Origin of the sequence: Vibrio sp. 1CM8B, from assembly GCF_023161685.1 — a bacterium.
Lineage (GTDB): Bacteria > Pseudomonadota > Gammaproteobacteria > Enterobacterales > Vibrionaceae > Vibrio > Vibrio coralliirubri.
Genome location: NZ_JALNTU010000003.1, coordinates 434606 through 451955 on the forward strand (window position 1 = coordinate 434606; position 17350 = coordinate 451955).

General features: G+C 43.2%; 16 protein-coding genes. 14 read left to right on the plus strand and 2 right to left on the minus strand.

Going from position 1 to position 17350, the window contains the following annotated elements:
- Nucleotides 1–469 precede the first annotated feature (469 nt).
- The 10 genes from MSG36_RS08370 (at nt 470) to MSG36_RS08415 (ending at nt 11098) form a co-directional block, all read left to right on the plus strand.
- Nucleotides 470–1027 carry a hypothetical protein gene (locus MSG36_RS08370; RefSeq protein WP_248367214.1) on the plus strand — a complete coding sequence of 186 codons (558 nt, stop codon included), beginning with the start codon at nt 470–472 and terminating at the stop codon, nt 1025–1027.
- Between the two features lie 114 nt (nt 1028–1141).
- Nucleotides 1142–3148: an EAL domain-containing protein gene (locus MSG36_RS08375; RefSeq protein WP_248367216.1), complete on the plus strand. Its 2007-nt coding sequence runs from the start codon at nt 1142–1144 to the stop codon at nt 3146–3148.
- Nucleotides 3149–3399: 251 nt separating this feature from the next.
- The gene (locus MSG36_RS08380; RefSeq protein WP_048608977.1) at nt 3400–3879 is read left to right on the plus strand and encodes a type II secretion system protein; all 480 of its coding nucleotides are present in this window, start codon (nt 3400–3402) and stop codon (nt 3877–3879) included.
- Between the two features lie 835 nt (nt 3880–4714).
- Nucleotides 4715–6460 (plus strand): EAL domain-containing protein, encoded by a 1746-nt coding sequence (locus tag MSG36_RS08385; RefSeq protein WP_248367219.1) that lies wholly within the window; start codon nt 4715–4717, stop codon nt 6458–6460.
- 223 nt (nt 6461–6683) lie between these two features.
- Nucleotides 6684–7055: a GntR family transcriptional regulator gene (locus MSG36_RS08390; protein WP_017060587.1), complete on the plus strand. Its 372-nt coding sequence runs from the start codon at nt 6684–6686 to the stop codon at nt 7053–7055.
- Complete coding sequence (locus MSG36_RS08395; RefSeq protein ID WP_017060586.1) at nt 7052–7906, plus strand: ABC transporter ATP-binding protein; 855 nt, start codon at nt 7052–7054, stop codon at nt 7904–7906. Before MSG36_RS08390 ends, MSG36_RS08395 begins: the two co-directional genes overlap by 4 nt.
- Nucleotides 7906–8763, plus strand: a complete 858-nt coding sequence (locus MSG36_RS08400) for a hypothetical protein (RefSeq protein ID WP_248367222.1) — start codon at nt 7906–7908, stop codon at nt 8761–8763. The genes MSG36_RS08395 and MSG36_RS08400 overlap by 1 nt, the downstream gene beginning before the upstream one ends.
- Nucleotides 8764–9694: 931 nt before the next feature.
- Entirely contained in the window at nt 9695–9982 is a 288-nt protein-coding gene (locus MSG36_RS08405; protein ID WP_248367225.1) for an antibiotic biosynthesis monooxygenase, read from the plus strand.
- Nucleotides 9982–10572: a nucleotidyltransferase family protein gene (locus MSG36_RS08410; protein ID WP_248367228.1), complete on the plus strand. Its 591-nt coding sequence runs from the start codon at nt 9982–9984 to the stop codon at nt 10570–10572. The genes MSG36_RS08405 and MSG36_RS08410 overlap by 1 nt, the downstream gene beginning before the upstream one ends.
- A gap of 88 nt (nt 10573–10660) precedes the next feature.
- A complete protein-coding gene (locus MSG36_RS08415; protein WP_248367231.1) occupies nt 10661–11098 on the plus strand; it encodes a bifunctional diaminohydroxyphosphoribosylaminopyrimidine deaminase/5-amino-6-(5-phosphoribosylamino)uracil reductase RibD in 438 nt (145 codons plus the stop codon).
- 17 nt (nt 11099–11115) lie between these two features.
- On the opposite strand, the gene MSG36_RS08420 is transcribed toward MSG36_RS08415, so the two are convergent.
- Entirely contained in the window at nt 11116–11568 is a 453-nt protein-coding gene (locus MSG36_RS08420; protein WP_248367234.1) for an NUDIX domain-containing protein, read from the minus strand.
- Nucleotides 11569–11859: 291 nt separating this feature from the next.
- Between MSG36_RS08420 and MSG36_RS08425 the strand changes: the two genes are divergently transcribed.
- The 3 genes from MSG36_RS08425 (at nt 11860) to MSG36_RS08435 (ending at nt 15580) form a co-directional block, all read left to right on the plus strand.
- Complete coding sequence (locus MSG36_RS08425) at nt 11860–13572, plus strand: RluA family pseudouridine synthase (protein WP_248367237.1); 1713 nt, start codon at nt 11860–11862, stop codon at nt 13570–13572.
- Between the two features lie 155 nt (nt 13573–13727).
- Nucleotides 13728–14108 (plus strand): hypothetical protein, encoded by a 381-nt coding sequence (locus MSG36_RS08430; RefSeq protein ID WP_017064884.1) that lies wholly within the window; start codon nt 13728–13730, stop codon nt 14106–14108.
- 311 nt (nt 14109–14419) lie between these two features.
- A complete protein-coding gene (locus tag MSG36_RS08435) occupies nt 14420–15580 on the plus strand; it encodes a multidrug effflux MFS transporter (protein ID WP_248367240.1) in 1161 nt (386 codons plus the stop codon).
- 64 nt (nt 15581–15644) lie between these two features.
- Here MSG36_RS08435 and MSG36_RS08440 read toward each other — a convergent pair whose 3' ends face one another.
- Nucleotides 15645–16601, minus strand: coding sequence for a helix-turn-helix domain-containing protein (locus MSG36_RS08440; protein ID WP_248367243.1), 957 nt, complete (start codon nt 16599–16601; stop codon nt 15645–15647).
- An 89-nt stretch (nt 16602–16690) separates the two neighbouring features.
- Between MSG36_RS08440 and MSG36_RS08445 the strand changes: the two genes are divergently transcribed.
- A complete protein-coding gene (locus tag MSG36_RS08445) occupies nt 16691–17251 on the plus strand; it encodes a cysteine hydrolase family protein (RefSeq protein WP_248367245.1) in 561 nt (186 codons plus the stop codon).
- Nucleotides 17252–17350 lie beyond the last annotated feature (99 nt).

Genomic DNA, 17350 nt, shown 5'->3' on the forward strand with positions numbered 1-17350 from the left:
TGCGATCAGAGCCCTAGATTTACCGTACGCAAAACATAGTAATCACTTTTGTACATACACGTTTACAAAATAGAGAAGCAACAACCGGTGCGCCTTGGTTTATCAAGGTTTTCTCCTTCAGAGCACATTATTTGCTGTGTTTTAATCGCCTACCGCCCGCTTACATTTGCTTTATTTTCTTACGCGCACTTACATTTGAGGTGTTTACAAAACCCAATCAAACCAACTATCCATACACCAATGACATAACAGTTAATAGCACTGCAAATCTCAATTTTACTAGATTAAAAATTCAAACAAATAGACTTACAAGTAAAGGTAATCGATTACCTAGACCCACACTCAGAGCTTTCCATTTTTCATCGTGAGGTAGATCCTGTTAAGAAATACCTTCTTAAAGTAACATTTACCCAATTAATGAATAGATTCAACATTACGCAATAATCACTTCCACAGGGCCCATTTTAAGATGAATAAAACGCTTTCACTGTTACTGACCACCACCGCTTTAGTTTCAACACCAGTCATGGCAGACACCAATAAACAAGAAATGGTGAACCAGATTCAAGCGCAAGTCAGTTCTTGGATAGACATTCAGGAAACACCACAAAACAGCATTATTCAAAAGATGGTCTTCAACTGTGAGTTCTACAGTGCAACGCCTTACATTAAGTCACCAGACGGAAGCGAGAGTAGTTCTGGCTCATACCGCTTTTACGCACATAACGGTGTATTGGGCTCGATGACAGAACCCTTCACCACTCAACCTCTACCTGAGTTGACGATGTGCCTGAAAGAAGAGTTCGTGGTGACCAACCAAGATGAAGCACAGCTATTATTTGAAGCTATCGAAACGGTCTATCCAAACCACTCTATGTTTGATGAGAACTTTCCTAAAGAGATCATCCAAAAACCAAATGGTTGGCACTTCATCGACGGAGAGATTTTTGATGATAAGAAAGGCTACGTCGTCGAAAGTACCCCTGAAGGTAAATTGACCAAAATCATCCGCTCACTGAACCTTTAACACGCTGTTTCTTCTGTAGCACTTTGCTGTTCTGTAGATCATTACGGTTCTTCAAAACAGCTTCTTAATGCGATTAAAGGCCAGAATTAAATTTGAGACGCGACCACCGAACACATGATTTCGGTGGTTGCTGTTCGACCAAAATATCAGTTCACCGAGTTCAATATGATGACAAGTTATCAACCCTTCGAGCATCTCCAGTGTCCAATTTGGATATATGACATTGATAATAAGAGAATAACTTGGGCAAACAGCAGCGCCCTTCCTCTGTGGGAGTCTGAATCTCTATTTGAGCTGACATCTCGCGACTTTAGTGTCGAGATGTCAAAAGCAATCGAAGCGACATTGGAAGAGTACCAAAGGCAATTTCTACGCAACGAAAGCATCAAGACATGGTGGAACTTCACTCCCAACTACATTTCGAAGCGTGCATTATGTCTGTTTTCTGGGATCCCATTGCACGATAGTCGAACGGGTATGTTGGTACAAGTCGTCGCTGAAGAAGGAAGCTTAAGGCACGACCTCGCTTGCTCTGATGGTGCAAACCTCTCCCTTCTGTTTAATAAATCGGGAAGCGTAGTGAGTGCTAACTCCGCATTTTTTCACAACTACGGCTCACCGTTTAGCACTCTATCCGAATTCGTTTCGAGTGAAGAGAGAGCAGCACAATGGCTGTTTACCGTGCGTAAAGGCCGAGAGATATTAGAAGAAGTCAGCTGCGAAATAGATGGCAAGACACACCACTTTGATGTGCAAGGAAAGTGGCTCTTTGATAAAAGCGAATTGCTGTTAAACCTAACCTGTACAACTAAGCAAAAAGAGAAACTGATAAAAGCCAGGTACAACGCTGAACACGACTGTTTAACGGAGCTTTATAATCGCCGTGGGATCACCAAGCTTCTAGAAACCAGCATTGCCTATCGCTCACCGTTTGAATTGATGTTTGTCGACCTTGATGGCTTCAAATTAGTTAATGACACTTATGGGCACACTGTCGGAGACCAACTACTCAAACAGGTTGGTGAACGCCTTAAACAGTTGGTTGATGAGAAATGCATGATCGGGCGATTTGGTGGCGACGAATTCATTGTTATTGCCCACACCTGTCGAAATCAAAATATCCCACTACTCTGTTCTCGTATCATTGATGCATTAAACCGAAGTTTCCATATCAGAGGCATCGGCAGTTTGTCTGTCGGTTGCAGCATAGGTACTGCGCATTTCCCTGATAACGCGGTTGACCAAGAAACATTGCTAAAGCAAGCAGGCATGGCGATGCATCTTGCAAAAGCGAATGGTCGAAACCGCTTCCAAACGTTTACCCCAGACTTAGCGCAAACCCTGCATCGCAAAGTAGAGATCCGCCACCGACTGGCACGCGCCATAGAAAAAGACGATCTCAACCTTCACTATCAACCGATCATGAACACCAACAGCGACAAGGTGAAAGGGTTTGAAGCCTTGCTTCGATGGTCAGATAGAGAGCTAGGTAACATCGGCCCTGATGAGTTTATTAGCTTAGCGGAGGAGACTGGACAGATTGTACCGCTCGGGAAATGGGTTCTTAACTCTGCACTAAAACAGTTATCAGTATGGCAACGTGAGTTTGATAGTGAGTTGATGATGAGTATCAATATTTCGAGTATTCAGATGCACGCTACCTTTGCCGAGCAGCTATTAGCAATGTTGAACTTCTACAATATCCAACCTCAAAGCATCGCCCTTGAGATCACCGAATCTTCCATGATCTTCAAGCACGGTGAAGTCAGGCAAGCATTAAGCGATATTTCTAAATTGGGTGTTGAACTTCACCTTGATGACTTTGGTACAGGCTACTCGTCACTGTCGATGTTGCATGACTTACCAATTAGCACCGTAAAACTTGATAAAAGCTTCGTCCACGGTTCACATAAAGGGAGCAAAGCGATTGTCCAAGCCACCCACGCTATCTGTGAAAAATTGGGGTTAAAAGTGGTTGCTGAAGGTGTCGAAACCGAAACGCAAAAAGCGTTCTTAATCGATTGTGGATACGAGTATCTTCAGGGATTTTTATTTAGTAAGCCAATTCCCTCAAATGAAGTCGAAAGTCAGTTTTTGAGTGGTCGACAATCCTACAATTAAAGACTTATTTATCAATAAATTAAGTCGTTTTAATGTTTCGTAAACAATCGGCTGCTGTGGGTGTGCACGCTTACGTATGCTTACATAGCGTTTAACAGTAAGAGAAAAGAAACTAAGCTATTGTTTATAAAGAAAATCACTTAGAAATTCACCCAATAAAACACCAAACCATTATACGTACTAACTGTAATGACTTTGGTATTTAGATTACCCTCATTCCGTCCCTTTAGCAGAGCAAATAATCGATAACCATGAACAGACAAAACGGCTTCACTCTCTTAGAGCTCATCATCTCTGTATTAATTTTAGCGGTCGTTTCGGCGACAGCTATGGTCAAGTTCTTAGACGTTCAAGGAAGTGCTCGGGCGAGCAAAATACACGATGTGGCTGGTAACCTTCGCACGGGTATCGATATGATCTACGCGAAGTCAGCAATTGCTGGCGTTGAGGATGAGTGCAACTATGTTGAAAAGACGGAGATTGAGACCTACTACGTCTGCCACGGCTATCCAATCGCCTATGTTGATTCGCTAAGAAGACTGCTCAATATCGACGCAACAGAGCTTCATGTTATCAACAAAGAAGTAGACTCTGGCAGCAATGCAGAAAGAGTAGCCGCCATCTCTTTCGACACCGAAAACTACACCTATTCGCCAGAAGGAGACTTTTGTCAGGTGCTTTATCAGCCAGAAAAAGAACCACAAATCGTGGTGCTTGATGGTGCATGTTAAATACTCAACGATTGCATGCTTTCATAGTTAGCATACAGATATCGCAACAGATCTTTGAATATCATGTGGTTGCGCTAACATTTACTCAAAAATAACACTAATTGATCTAACTTGTTACTGCTTACACTTTTAGGTAGTGCTCATGGTATAACACCAACCTCATTCATATCTTATTTTCATCACTAGCCGATGAATATTTACATGGACACATTTTTGATACATGTGTCAATAATAATCCCATTAAAATCCTTTAATCAACACCTCATGATAAAAATCATCCTTTCCCTATTTTAAATATCCCACCTTAAAGTTTCATCATTTAAAATACGTAAGAGAATAAATTAAAGTCAATTATTCAACAAATATAATAAATCCTATCATTGACCAATTTAATTTAATCACCAAACCAATAAGAAAATTAAATTATATTAATATCACATAAACTGACATAATTTAATTTTATCCTGAAAAATTCTGATAAATCTGACACATCGATAATCTGAATGAATACTATCAGAAGCTACATTAGAAACCTCTAAATTCAGTCGCTAAACCTACCGCGTAGAAGCTGTGAAATGGATAAATACCAAAACAAATGGATAAATCCCCCTTACCCCTTGTAAATCATTGGCTTTCATTTATAAATTCAACTTTTGGGTGAACATCTCCATAACCTTTCATTAAAGCCCAAATTCTGCGATTAGTATCAACATCTTGAGAGAAAATGGTGACATTTTGGTTATATTATTTAGATCGAACTCTTGTGTTGAATGAAAATCCCAGCCATCACATATCCATCACAAAAATATAATAACTATCGCTTAGGAGTTGAGCTATGCACTGTTCTTTCAATATAAATAACAATAATGAGAGCTTGCAACTAATCTACAATGAAGAAAAAATATACATAAAAAGAGACAGTAATAAGATATCAGAGGAAACTCTTAATAGTAAAGAGAGTTTTGTTTTCAAATATCTTATTGAACACTCGTCAATATCAAACCCTCAATCTGCAAGAGATGTTGAAGAATCTTTTAAACTACACTTTGACGAAGAGTTTAGCTTATACGCGTTAAAAAACATTATTGCTTCTATAAGAAAGAAATATCGAAGCTTATGTAAAAAAGCGAAGGTTGATAATAATAGCGAACTTATCTCTAACCTTTACAAGGTAGGTTACTTTATCGATCTCGATAAAAGCTCAACCAACCGTATCGCACCAAAGTACGACATCAACCAGTTCAAGCCCAGCCAGTTCGAGATGTTGAAACTGATGTTCAACACCTATCATCGAGAGCTGATCAAGGCTCTGATAGCCGTGTTCACCATCTCTTCCTTTTTCCTATTCGTTGTCTACTTTTTCCAAATCCTTTATACGACGAAGATTGCGAATGAATACAGTGAGAACACCAAACATATTGCAGCCGAAGTCATGGACTACGGTTGCGATAGCCACGGGGCTGTGCACTCGCTAAGGCACTCGCTCAACCTTGATTCTGTCGTCATGACCACACCTTATGGCTCATGCTATATCTCAAAAACACGTTCTAAGATGATAGAGCTCGATCAGGTAGACGACTTCTACGATAGCGCTGATTTTGCCTATTCACGCTTCATAGATACCGAACACGACATCGAGATGATTGTTCGAATATCTAAACGCTCTATCGAAGCTCGATACAAGAACTCATTATTGCCTCTGTTAGTCGATTCTATCTCCATCCAGAAGAATGGTTACTACATCCTAAACCTTGGCGAAGAAAGTAAATCTATCTATCAAACATCCCTGCCAACCGGTGCGACCATCACCTTCTACAGTGACGATATAGTTGCGCTGTGGATTGCACTTTCTCTGATACTCGCCACCCTGCTTTATCGCTCCTATATTCTGGGCTTTGTGATCTACCTGTTTCGTTGGAAACACATCTCCTTTGAAGAAGAGCCGATCATCAACACCGAAGACAACAGCGTTCTCTATTACGAGTTGTTATCTCGTGTGCGTAACGTTGGCGTTTTAAGCTTCATCAACACCATGAGACGTACCAATTTACTCACCTTTCATACAATTTTGCTCATCGAGACGGTTAGAAAAGCGAAGTTAAACAACAGCCATGAGATCTATGGTGTCAACGTGTGCCCGAGTGCTTTGGTAGGGTCGAACTTCGCAAGGCTCAGAGAGCATTTAGCCGCGATGGAAGCGAATGAGTTTGTCGTAGAGATTACTGAATATTCGAACATTGGCTATGGGTGTGAGGTTATCGATAACATTAAGGATATCAAAAAGCTTGGTATCACCATCGCTCTAGATGACTTCGGTACGGGTAATAACAACATCGAAATCATCAATGTCATCTCTCCTACCTATCTAAAACTGGATCGCTGTTTTGTTAAGGATATCGAGTCAGGAGAACACCATCAGGGTGTATTACTTAATATCTCGGAGATTGGACGCCTATCAAATATCACAATGATCTATGAAGGTGTCGAGACGCGTAGGCAGCAATATATCTTGTGTCAGTTAGGCTACAACTTACATCAAGGTTACCTGTATAGCAGGCCTAATGACTCAAAGGAGCAATAGGTCCAGCCTAATAGGAATCTTGATCAGCAACCATTCCCTATTCAAATATTCGTCGCTTATACAACTGCTTGAGAGCCCACAAGGATGTAGGCTTCAAGTGCCCTCCCCACCAAACATGCTTTATCCAAACATAAAAATACCCGATGCATTTTCATAAAATCCTTGCCAACTCGAATAAATAGGTTAGTGTTATATACATGTATATCACCATGCAGTTTTAATTATGACCGAATGGAAAGACGACCAGCCGATCTTTAGGCAGCTTGCCGCCAAGATCAGTGACCAAATTCTTCAAGGTGTTTGGCTAGAGCTACAAGCACTTCCCTCTGTGCGTGCGGTTGCTGCCGATCTCAAGATCAACCACCTTACTGTCATGAAAAGCTACCAGTTACTGGTGGATGAAGGCTTGGTAGAGAAAAAACGCGGCCAAGGCATGTATGTGGCCGAAGGGGCACTTCAAAAATTGAAAGAGTCTGCACACCAATCATTCATCAACACACAGATCCCAGCCATCGCTGAGACGCTAAGCATCATTGATATGAGTGTCGAAGAACTCGTGAAACAGCTAGCACAACATATAAAGGACAAGTCATGAGTACTTTACTTTCCGTGAAAAACGTAACCAAAACCTATTCAAATCAAGTGGGTGTCGAGAACATCAGCTTTGAGTTAAAACCGGGGCAAGTGCTTGGACTGCTAGGCCACAATGGCGCAGGTAAATCGACTCTGATCAAATCACTGCTTGGCGGACACAGCTATCAAGGTGAGATAGAGGTTAATGGCTACCACCCTATCCACCAGCATGCAGAACTCATGCTGCACTTGTCGTACATCTCAGATGTTAACGTGTTACCCGAGTGGATGACCGTTAAACAACTTCTTCGATATACCCAAGGTGTACACCCTAGCTTCAACAAGCAAAAAGCAGAGCAGACATTAAGCAGCACCAACATCAAGCTCTCTTCGACTATCAAGCAACTTTCTAAGGGAATGAAGGTACAACTTCACCTTGCGATCATCATCGCGACAGACACTCAAGTGTTGATCTTAGATGAGCCTACACTTGGCCTAGATTTACTGTACCGCGATACTTTTTATCGCCATCTACTCGAGTGGTTCCACGACGGTGAACGCGCCATGATCATTGCAAGCCATGAGGTTTCAGAGATTGAACACCTATTAACGGATGTGCTGATTTTGAAACAAGGCCATTGTGTGCTGCAAAAGAGCATGGAAGACATCGAGAACGACTATTTCATTATCGAAGTCGCAAATAACCATTCAAGCGAGATACAGAAGCTCAACCCACTGACCTCGCAATCAGGCCTTGGCACCACTAAGTGGTTATTAGAAGGTCAGTACAAAGCGCAGGTTGAGTCACTGGGTAACATCTATAACGTTGGTCTCGCAGATCTATTCCTTGCAACACAGACGGAGAAGGCATAATGCATCCAAGTTTTTACATGCTAGAAAAAGAACTCATCGAGCACAAAATTAACACTCGATTGCCTCTGTTTGTCGCGTTATGTGGTTTCTTACTGTTCGTTAGTCTGTTCTTCAATGGCGCAGCTCAGCATGAGTTTTTCTTCGAAATGCAAGTGAACGGTGACGTGAGCGACATCCACAGAGAGTTCGCACAAGACCTCAATTCAGTGATCTACTTTGGCGCGGGCCTTATTTCACTGATCCTATCGACGCTTTACATCCCTAAAACGCTGCGTAAAGAGCGCCAAGAAGGCAGTTCGATGTTTTGGAGAAGTATGCCGGTATCTAACGCAATGACTCACGGTGTGAAACTCGGCTTCGGTTTAGTGGTTATTCCCGCAATCTGTGCGTTGCTCGTGCTGTTCGCCGATTTCCTATTCTGGATATTGAACGTGTCTAGCGAGCAACAACTGGCGCTGCTGGTTGAGCAGCAATCCCTATTGTATGTGCTGAGTAACTGGTTGGTGTTCTTCGGACGAATGATGTTAGTTGCACTGGTTTTACTACCACTGGCAACTGTGACCCTAGCGATTTCGCAATTGGTGAACTCTCCATTGCTTGTCATTTTTATCTCAAGCTATGCGATTAAGTTCCTCTCTGTCGCTGTATTTGGCTTCCATGGTATCAACGACTTCCTATCTCTCATCGCATCACTGCCAATGAAGGTACTCACAGCAAGCAACCCATTCAGCGCGATTGTTGAAGCGCCGGTTTTATCGTTAAGTATTTATGTACTGATTGGCGTTGGCGGTTATCTGCTGAGCCTAAAACTAAATAGAACGGACGATGTGAGCTTAAAGACGCTGTTCCAACGCTAGAGTCTATCCTAAGCACTAGCCTTTATCGGGCAGTCACATCAGATACCAAAATCTAAATCAAAGCTTCTGAGAAATCAGGGGCTTTTTTATTATCAGGACTTTAACGAATACAAGGATACGAGAACAAGGAACAAACAAGTTTTAATTTGGAGAACAGATTTAACAAACGAAGATAAACGTAGGGGAGGTATTAATGAGCTGACATTGAATTGCATTGTTGTTAATGCCTGCCAGCTCTTTGGGGATGATTTCGCTAGTCGCCGACCAGATGAAGGTCCTTGAGAGTGCTAATGAAATCAGTTTGTTGCGTTTTACATTTGATTAAGCTTTTCAGCTTTTAAAGCTTTACGATTTAAAGCTTATTTCTTTGATGCTTCTTTTGACGTGTCTTTCCAGTATTGGATACGAACGCGATGAAGCTGTGCTCTTCTCATTTTTTTCATAAGGGATATTTCCTTTTCTTTAACTGCTCTTCATGAGCTATTTTTATTGCCAACCATTCGAATCTAACGGTGTTTGATGCCCAGATCAATGATACAAATCACAAAATATATAGAGTTTTGAATACCATTTACATCAAAGTATGACCTAGATATCAACTATGGCTCAATTCAATCCTATGAGCCGCTGTTCAAAATTAAGGTTAGTTCTCTCAGATGACAAATTCATTTCAGTATCAATACAGTTCAATGATACTAATTTAATAGACCGGACCAATGCGGATTTAGTTCCAGTGTCTTATCATTTATTGATTACATCGCCCCTAAAGTTACGGCGTAACTAGACATGCATTCACTGTGAACAAATAATCGCCACATTAGCCTATACGTCACAACATCAAAATGGGATTATGTTTGTAACGGATAGAGCTTTTGATAGAAAAAAGCCGTAATGGACAAAATTAAATAGACGTAATTAAATGGACGTAATTATGAGTAAAGTAATTCTGCAAGGGCATATTCTAGTGCCAGACAACGACCTAGAAGCAGTGACACAAGCCTTAGTTGTGCACAAAGAACTGACACTGGAAGAACCTGGTTGTATCGTCTTTCGAATCAGTCAAAGCACCCTTCAACCCAATCGCTTTGAAGTGTATGAAGAATTCACTAGCCGAGAAGCATTCGAAGCCCACCAACAGCGAGTAAAAGCCTCTGAATGGGGTGAAATCTCCCAGAACGTGACACGTCATTACCAAGTCACTGATGTTCCGACATCATAATGATACATCCGCTAGCCAAACGCATCGTCACGTTGATTAAACAAGATCCCTTACGAATGAAGGTTTTAAACTGTGTCGCTAAGTTGGATTTACCGCAGTGTTATGTCGCTGCGGGCTTTGTGAGAAACCTCGTTTGGGATCACCTGCATGGTTATGCCTCCCCGACCCCACTCAATGATATTGATGTGATCTACTTTGATCCCATTGATACCTCTTACGAATCAGATCTTAGATACGAGGCTCTGCTTAAACAACGGTTACCCGAACTGAATTGGCAAGTTCGCAATCAAGCCTACATGCACACTAGAAATGGGGATGAACCTTACCAAGGCTCATTGGATGCGATGAGTTACTGGCCAGAGAAAGAGACCTCCGTCGCCGTAAAGCAAAGCCTCAATGGAGACATCGAGTGTCTTGCATCTTTTGGTTTAGAGAGTTTGTTTGATTTGCAAATCACACTCAACCCAAAGCGTAGCCGAGATATCTTTGATCAAAGAGTACAATCCAAATATTGGCTAACCCAGTGGCCCAAGTTAACGATTAGTCACAGTGAACTAGCTTTCGAATTCAAAGCTAAAACCATTGACTAAAATCCCAATCAGATCGAACATGCCCCACTTATCAAATCAAACGCGCACTTCATCAACTGCTGCGCCCTCGTCATACTGAGTAACGACCATGAACCAACAATACATGCTGCAAGCACTTGAAGCTTCGCGCCAAGCCCTACCTGATTGCCAACCAAACCCGCCAGTAGGCTGCGTTTTGGTAAAGAACGATAAGGTGGTGTCTGTTGGGTATACACAGAAGGTAGGTGGCAACCACGCCGAGGTTGAAGCACTCAATAACTATAACGACAAAACGGACGGAGAAATGGAAGGGGTTACGGCTTACGTGACATTAGAGCCATGTTCATTTGTCGGCAGAACACCCGCTTGCGCCAATACATTGGTTAAAGCAGGTGTAAAACACGTAGTCGTGGCGATGCTAGACCCAGACCCTCGTAATAATGGTCGTGGAGTTGCGATCCTTGAATCGCACGGCGTGAAGGTGGATGTGGGGTTGTGCCAAGCGCAAGTGAGCGCCTTTTTAACCCCTTACCTTAGTAAGTCCTAGAGCTTAAACAGCCAGTTTTAGTTCAATTTCACTCGGTAAAGTGGGTTTACTGGTTTGTCGACAAAATACGACCAGATATGATCGTAGACCGCATGTTGGTTGGGGAATGGCGCTAACGCTTTTGCCTCTTCTAAATTGCACCAACGGTAGTCCGTATGCTCGTCATTAAGTTCAATCGCTTGGTTGGGCGGGCATAGCACTGCAAAGACAGGGATTAGCTGAATCACATTCACGTGCGCCTCATAAAACTGCTCCAGAAACTGCGCGTTATACAAAGCTTCCACTTTAATTTGGGTCTCTTCTTCAAACTCGCGCACGATAGCCTGCCAGCCTGTTTCACCTGCTTCAATCGAGCCTGCGACATGGCACCAAAACTCGCCCTTCACACGCTTCATTAGTAGCATTTTCATTTGTCCGTCGATCTCTGAAATAGCGACACCGGAGACAATCGAAGTATTGAGTGGAATCATAACGTTACCTTAGTTTTCATAAGAGTGCGGCAAGGCTACCACCCTTGGTTTGTTAAATTGTCTTCTATGGTTAAAAACGAGAAGTTACTCATCAATTAATGGCGTTCAAGCCATAACTCATAGGCTCAGTGTTAACCGTCTCGCTTAGCTATCCAGTAATAGAACCATTTCTTATTTGAGGCGCTTTTCGATAAAGAGTAGAATCGCCGCCTTGTACTGTGTTTAACGTCTCTAAACATACACAGTAGACTCACAACCATTTATCACCACGATATAAGTATTAATACGACTATGCACTCATCAAAACCAACGCACGACTCAGAAAACAGCCACACACCTGAGCATTGCTTCACTCGTTTTCAACAGCCGATCGAGTCATATTCGTTGCCTGAGCGTTTCACATTCCCGTTCTACTACGAACCACACCCATTGTGTGAAATCGCTTCTCATCAGCTTCAACAGTATCTAGAAACTCAAACCGACTGGCAGCATGACTTCGGACTGGATTCTGACGCTGGTCGCGGCAAAATGTTTGGTGTGTTACTGGTGAAAAGCCCTGAAGGTGAATTGGGTTACTTCTCTGCTTTCTCTGGAAAGATCGCCGACCAAAATCTATTGCCTCACTTTGTACCGCCCGTGTTCGACATGCTGAGCAGTGACAGCTTTTTCCATCAAGACACAGCCGACATGATGGCTGTAAACGCTGAATTTAAAGCGCTGCAAGCAAATACTGAATACCTTGAATTGTGCAAGCAACTGGCACAGCAAAAAGCGCAAGCGGAGCAAGAGATTGAAGCTCAGCGCCTATCGATTATCGAAGGCCGAAAAACGCGTAAAGAACAACGTGAACAAGGTAAAGAAAACCTTGATGAACAAGCCTTCGAACAACTGAACAATGAGCTAAACAAAGCCAGCGTTGCCGACAAGAACCAGCAGAAATACCTAAAGCTCAACTGGGAGCAGACTCTGCAAGTGTTGCAGGCTAAAGTTGATGTGTTCACCACTCAACTGGCTGAGCTAAAAGAGCAAAGAGCACACATTTCTCATCAGCTTCAACACAAATTGTTTTCACAATACGCTTTCCAAAATGCGGAAGGAAACGTTGAAGACCTTAACCAGATCTTTGAAAACACGCCAAACAAGATACCACCAGCTGGCTCTGGCGAATGCGCTGCGCCTAAATTGCTGCAATACGCGTACTTAAATGGTTACACGCCACTGGCATTGGCTGAGTTTTGGTGGGGTCGCTCTCCAAAGTCGGAAATCCGTAAGCACAAGAAATACTACGCCTCTTGCCAAAGTAAGTGTGTACCGATTTTAGGCCATATGATGAAAGGCCTAGAAGTCGATCCAAACCCATTGCTAGAGAACCCAGCTGAAGGCAAAGAGCTGGATATTCTGTTCCAAGATGATCACATCGTGGTAGTACACAAGCCAGCAGGTTTTCTATCCGTGCCGGGTAAAACCATCAAAGATTCCGCCTACACACGTGTTCAAGAAATGCATCCCGATGTTGAAGGACCATTCGTTATTCACCGTTTGGACATGGCAACCTCTGGCATTCTGATATTTGCCCTCACTCGACGTGCGAACAAGAGCTTACAGAAGCAGTTCATTACTCGTGAAGTCGAGAAGCGATACGTGGCAATGATTGAAGGCGTTCTAGCAGAAGATGAAGGCTATGTTCGACTGCCATTGCGTGGTGATTTGTATGACCGCCCTCGTCAGATTGTCTGCTTCGAACACGGCAAGCCTGCAGAAACCAAATGGGAAGTGATTGAGCGAAACGAGCAAACCACTAAGGTTTACCTGCACCCTAAAACAGGGCGTACACACCAGTTGCGTGTTCACTGTTCACACGAAGAAGGTCTTAACATGCCTATCGTCGGTGATGGCCTATATGGCAATAAAGCCGACCGACTGCACCTACACGCAGAAAGACTTGCGCTGCACCACCCTGTGACCAAAGAGTGGATGGAGTTTCAGTTCGACGCTGAATTCTAAAACCTCTCATTAGTACCGAGCTTTGATAAGGAGTCACAACCACTTGTGGCTCCTACCTCTTTTGGGTATATCTCCACGCTTATTGCACTACATCAAGATTCACTTTGTCGTGAAGAGTAGCATGCCCACCTTCTTCTCTCCTTGAGGCCTTTGATATGTCATCAGCTGCTTTGAATTTACAACCTAACAAACTGACTTCCCCATTAATTGCGACTCAAGCACCAAGCTTGAAGCCACTGACATCCAAAAAGCCAGACTTAAACTCGGCAATGCTTAACTTAATTGAAGAAGTTAAAAACGAACTCCCACTTTACGAGTCGGAGACGTTTATCTGTGGTCCAAAAGGAAACTGCTCGGGTTGCTCTAAGAAACTACTTGAGATGGTCGACAGTGAGTTAATGTATTGGGAGCACAGTATTTCCATTGGCCAAGGCCCTAACTTCGAAGAACTGCGCCGCTTTGGTAAACTATGCAGCAGCGTTCGACGTGGTTTAGAGCGTAACGGCTTAGTCGAAAAACGCCCAAAGAAAAGATAACAAGCCAAGTCGATAATCATTACAATGTGTCGCTGGCGATTACACGCTACACTGCTACTAACTGATTGAACTCGTTAGCTATAAAAGCAATAATGTTTTGTAATACAATTCAGAGCGCAGACCGACTTCGTAGATTCGAACTCATTAGAGATCAGTTCATCGATACTTTCAGCATATTCCTGAACGACTCTATCCTTCTTGTCTGACGTGCATTAACCTTCTGTATAGCAATATCACACCAATTAAAAACCTATCTTGGACAACGGAGAGCCACCTTGAAGAGACCACAACCAGTACTGGGAAAGACCGGTATGCTATTTTTTCTCGTCATAATAAGTGCTTTCCCTCCATTGACCATCGACCTTTACTTACCTGCACTTCCGCAGATGGTAGAGGTGTTTAATACTGACCGATCCATGGTCAACCTAACCCTGAGCAGTTACTTCGTTACTTACGCCATCGGTCTTTTGTTCTGGGGGCCGCTCAGCGAAAAATTTGGTCGTAAGCCGATCCTATTGATTGGATTAGTGGGCTATATGGTCGCGAGCATATTGTGCGCGATGACCAATAGCATCGAACAGTTAATTGGCGCTCGTGTATTCCAAGCCTTTGCTGGCAGTGCAATCACCGTTATCGCTACCGCCATTGTCAAAGATCTTTATGATGGCCGAGAACGTGAAAAGATCATGGCGACTATCATGTCACTGGTGATCATCGCGCCGATGGTTGCGCCTGTATTTGGTGCCTTCTTACTGAAAATTGCGTCTTGGCGAATGATGTTCGTCACCCTCGCCATTTTTGGTGCATTTGCGTCAGTTTTAGCTTGCTGCTATCGAGAAACGCTCGAAACCAAATACCAAGGTTCTATGTTCCGTTCATGGGGAAGAATGGGCGTGGTCATGAAAAACAGCTCGTTCCTCAAGCTACTGGTCATTTTCTCTATCATACCGATGGCATTAATGGGCTTTCTTGCGGCGGGTTCTTATATCTACATCGATCACTTTGGCTTGACCGAACAACAGTTTAGTTACGCGTTCGCATTCAATGCATTGTGCGCCTCATTTGGTCCAACAATTTACATGAAGTTGTCCTACCGAATGCCGGTTCAAAAGGTCATCTCAGGATGTTTTGCTTTGCTGGCGCTTGCCGGCATCTTCACCCTAACCATTGGTGACCTATCCCCTTGGTTCTTTATGTTCATCGCTGCACCAGCGACACTGATGGCGATCATCATGCGGGTACCGGGAACCAACTTGATGCTGAACCAACAAGATCATGACACAGGCTCTGCCGTCGCATTAATTCAGTTCTTCAGCATGATTTGTGGCTCGCTTGGCATGGTGTTGGTTTCAATACGCCCAGAGTCACTGATTGAAAACCTAGGCTTTATTCAATTATCCATCGGTACGCTAGGCGGCCTGATGTGGCTGATGGTCAGAAACAAAGAGTTCGTGACTAATAAGCTGAATTAGACCCTTCCAAGATAATCACTGACAGTACCAGTCGTTAAGCCTGAGGAATGGTGGCTAATAAAGATCATTCCTCAGAGAGAAATCTAGAGCGAAACCTTGATGGTGTTAAGCCAATGATTTTCATGAAGACTTTTCGGAAGCTGTTTACGTCCTCATAGCCAACTAGGTAGCTAATCTGCTCAACTGGTTTGTGGGAGCTTTCCAATAACTCGCATGCACTTTGAATACGCACGTGTTGGATATAATTGATAGGCGTAAAACTGGTCGCTTTAGTAAATTGTCGGATAAAGGTTCTTCGAGTCATGAAGGCTTCTTCTGCCAATTGATCGAGCGACAAAGGGAGATGATGATGCTTCTGAATAAAACGCTGCACCGACACAATCTTGTCATTGCCGTGAGCATAATTCGGCACAAAACTCTGATAGTAGCGCTGCTCTCTCAAGCCCGTATCAAGCACTAGGTATTTACCGAGATTACGAGTATTGGTCGGTGTTGTGTATTTAGTCAGAATAAACAAAGCGAGATCCATCCACGACATCAAACCACCCGCAGTAATAATGTCAGCGTCATCGATCAAGATTTTGTCGACATCAACATCGACCTCAGCATATTGCTCTGAGAATTGTTGCTGAGCTTGCCAATGCGTTGTCACGGTTCGTCCTTGCAACAAACCCGTTCCCGCCAAAATAAACACACCTGCGCAAGCAGAACACAGGATCGCCCCACGTTGATGAGACTGCACAAGGTAGTCCAATAGCCCTTCATCTGGTTCTAGGTAGTATCTACCATCTAAGTTTGGCGGCACTAGAATAATGTCGGCCTTTGAGTTCTCAAGTGATCCGTTGGTCGACATAGACAAGTCGTCGTGAGGCTTAATTTCAACATGAAACTGAACCTGCTCATTGGAAGACTCAATGCTATTCGCCAACTGAAGAAACTCTTTCACTCCGAACACGGCACTTTGCAAAGAGCCTGGATAGTCGATGATTTCGACCACAACTGATTTTGTCACTATTGCCATAGAGTCTGTCATTTTTGACGTGCGATAAAAACTACAGAGTATTCATAATATCCCTACACCGCAACACACCAAATACAAAGGTATAGACAATGAAGAACACTGCATTACTACTTATCGACTTTCAAAATGACTATTTCCCTTCATACGAAGGTGCAAAGTGGGCACTGTCTGAAACAGAAAAGGCAGCCGAAAAAGGTGCTCAGTTATTACAGGCTTTCAGAGACAAGCAACTACCAATCGTTCATGTACGCCATGAATTTCCGACCAATGAAGCACCCTTCTTCCTGCCAGATTCAGACGGTGCTCAAATCCACAACAGCGTGACTCCGCTAGAGGGTGAACCTGTTATCGTAAAGCATGAAATCAATAGCTTTAGAGATACTGAACTGAACAAGGTGCTAAAAGGTCAAGGCATTGAGAAACTGATCATCGTTGGCGCAATGAGCCACATGTGTATTGATGCGGTGACTCGTGCAGCAACCGATTTAGGCTACGAATGTCACGTAGCGCATGATGCTTGCACAACCTTAGACATGGAATTCAACGGTATTAAGGTTCCAGCTGCGCATGTCCATGCAGCATTCATGGCCGCATTGAGCTTTGGTTACAGCAATGTCGCGACAGCCAGCGAACTTGAAAGCCAACTTTAATAAAGCTCAAAACCGTCCACATGGGCGGTTTTGTCTATGTTCAAATCAGAATTAACTTCCAAACAATTCGTTCAGGCGCAAAAAAGGCCCCTTTCGGAG

Coding starts and splice junctions, on each gene's coding strand:
- MSG36_RS08370 (WP_248367214.1), top strand. CDS start 470: ATGAATAAAACGCTTTCACTGTTACTGACCACCACCGCTTTAGTTTCA.
- MSG36_RS08375 (WP_248367216.1), top strand. CDS start 1,142: ATGATTTCGGTGGTTGCTGTTCGACCAAAATATCAGTTCACCGAGTTC.
- MSG36_RS08380 (WP_048608977.1), top strand. CDS start 3,400: ATGAACAGACAAAACGGCTTCACTCTCTTAGAGCTCATCATCTCTGTA.
- MSG36_RS08385 (WP_248367219.1), top strand. CDS start 4,715: ATGCACTGTTCTTTCAATATAAATAACAATAATGAGAGCTTGCAACTA.
- MSG36_RS08390 (WP_017060587.1), top strand. CDS start 6,684: ATGACCGAATGGAAAGACGACCAGCCGATCTTTAGGCAGCTTGCCGCC.
- MSG36_RS08395 (WP_017060586.1), top strand. CDS start 7,052: ATGAGTACTTTACTTTCCGTGAAAAACGTAACCAAAACCTATTCAAAT.
- MSG36_RS08400 (WP_248367222.1), top strand. CDS start 7,906: ATGCATCCAAGTTTTTACATGCTAGAAAAAGAACTCATCGAGCACAAA.
- MSG36_RS08405 (WP_248367225.1), top strand. CDS start 9,695: ATGAGTAAAGTAATTCTGCAAGGGCATATTCTAGTGCCAGACAACGAC.
- MSG36_RS08410 (WP_248367228.1), top strand. CDS start 9,982: ATGATACATCCGCTAGCCAAACGCATCGTCACGTTGATTAAACAAGAT.
- MSG36_RS08415 (WP_248367231.1), top strand. CDS start 10,661: ATGAACCAACAATACATGCTGCAAGCACTTGAAGCTTCGCGCCAAGCC.
- MSG36_RS08420 (WP_248367234.1), bottom strand. CDS start 11,568: ATGATTCCACTCAATACTTCGATTGTCTCCGGTGTCGCTATTTCAGAG.
- MSG36_RS08425 (WP_248367237.1), top strand. CDS start 11,860: ATGCACTCATCAAAACCAACGCACGACTCAGAAAACAGCCACACACCT.
- MSG36_RS08430 (WP_017064884.1), top strand. CDS start 13,728: ATGTCATCAGCTGCTTTGAATTTACAACCTAACAAACTGACTTCCCCA.
- MSG36_RS08435 (WP_248367240.1), top strand. CDS start 14,420: ATGCTATTTTTTCTCGTCATAATAAGTGCTTTCCCTCCATTGACCATC.
- MSG36_RS08440 (WP_248367243.1), bottom strand. CDS start 16,601: ATGGCAATAGTGACAAAATCAGTTGTGGTCGAAATCATCGACTATCCA.
- MSG36_RS08445 (WP_248367245.1), top strand. CDS start 16,691: ATGAAGAACACTGCATTACTACTTATCGACTTTCAAAATGACTATTTC.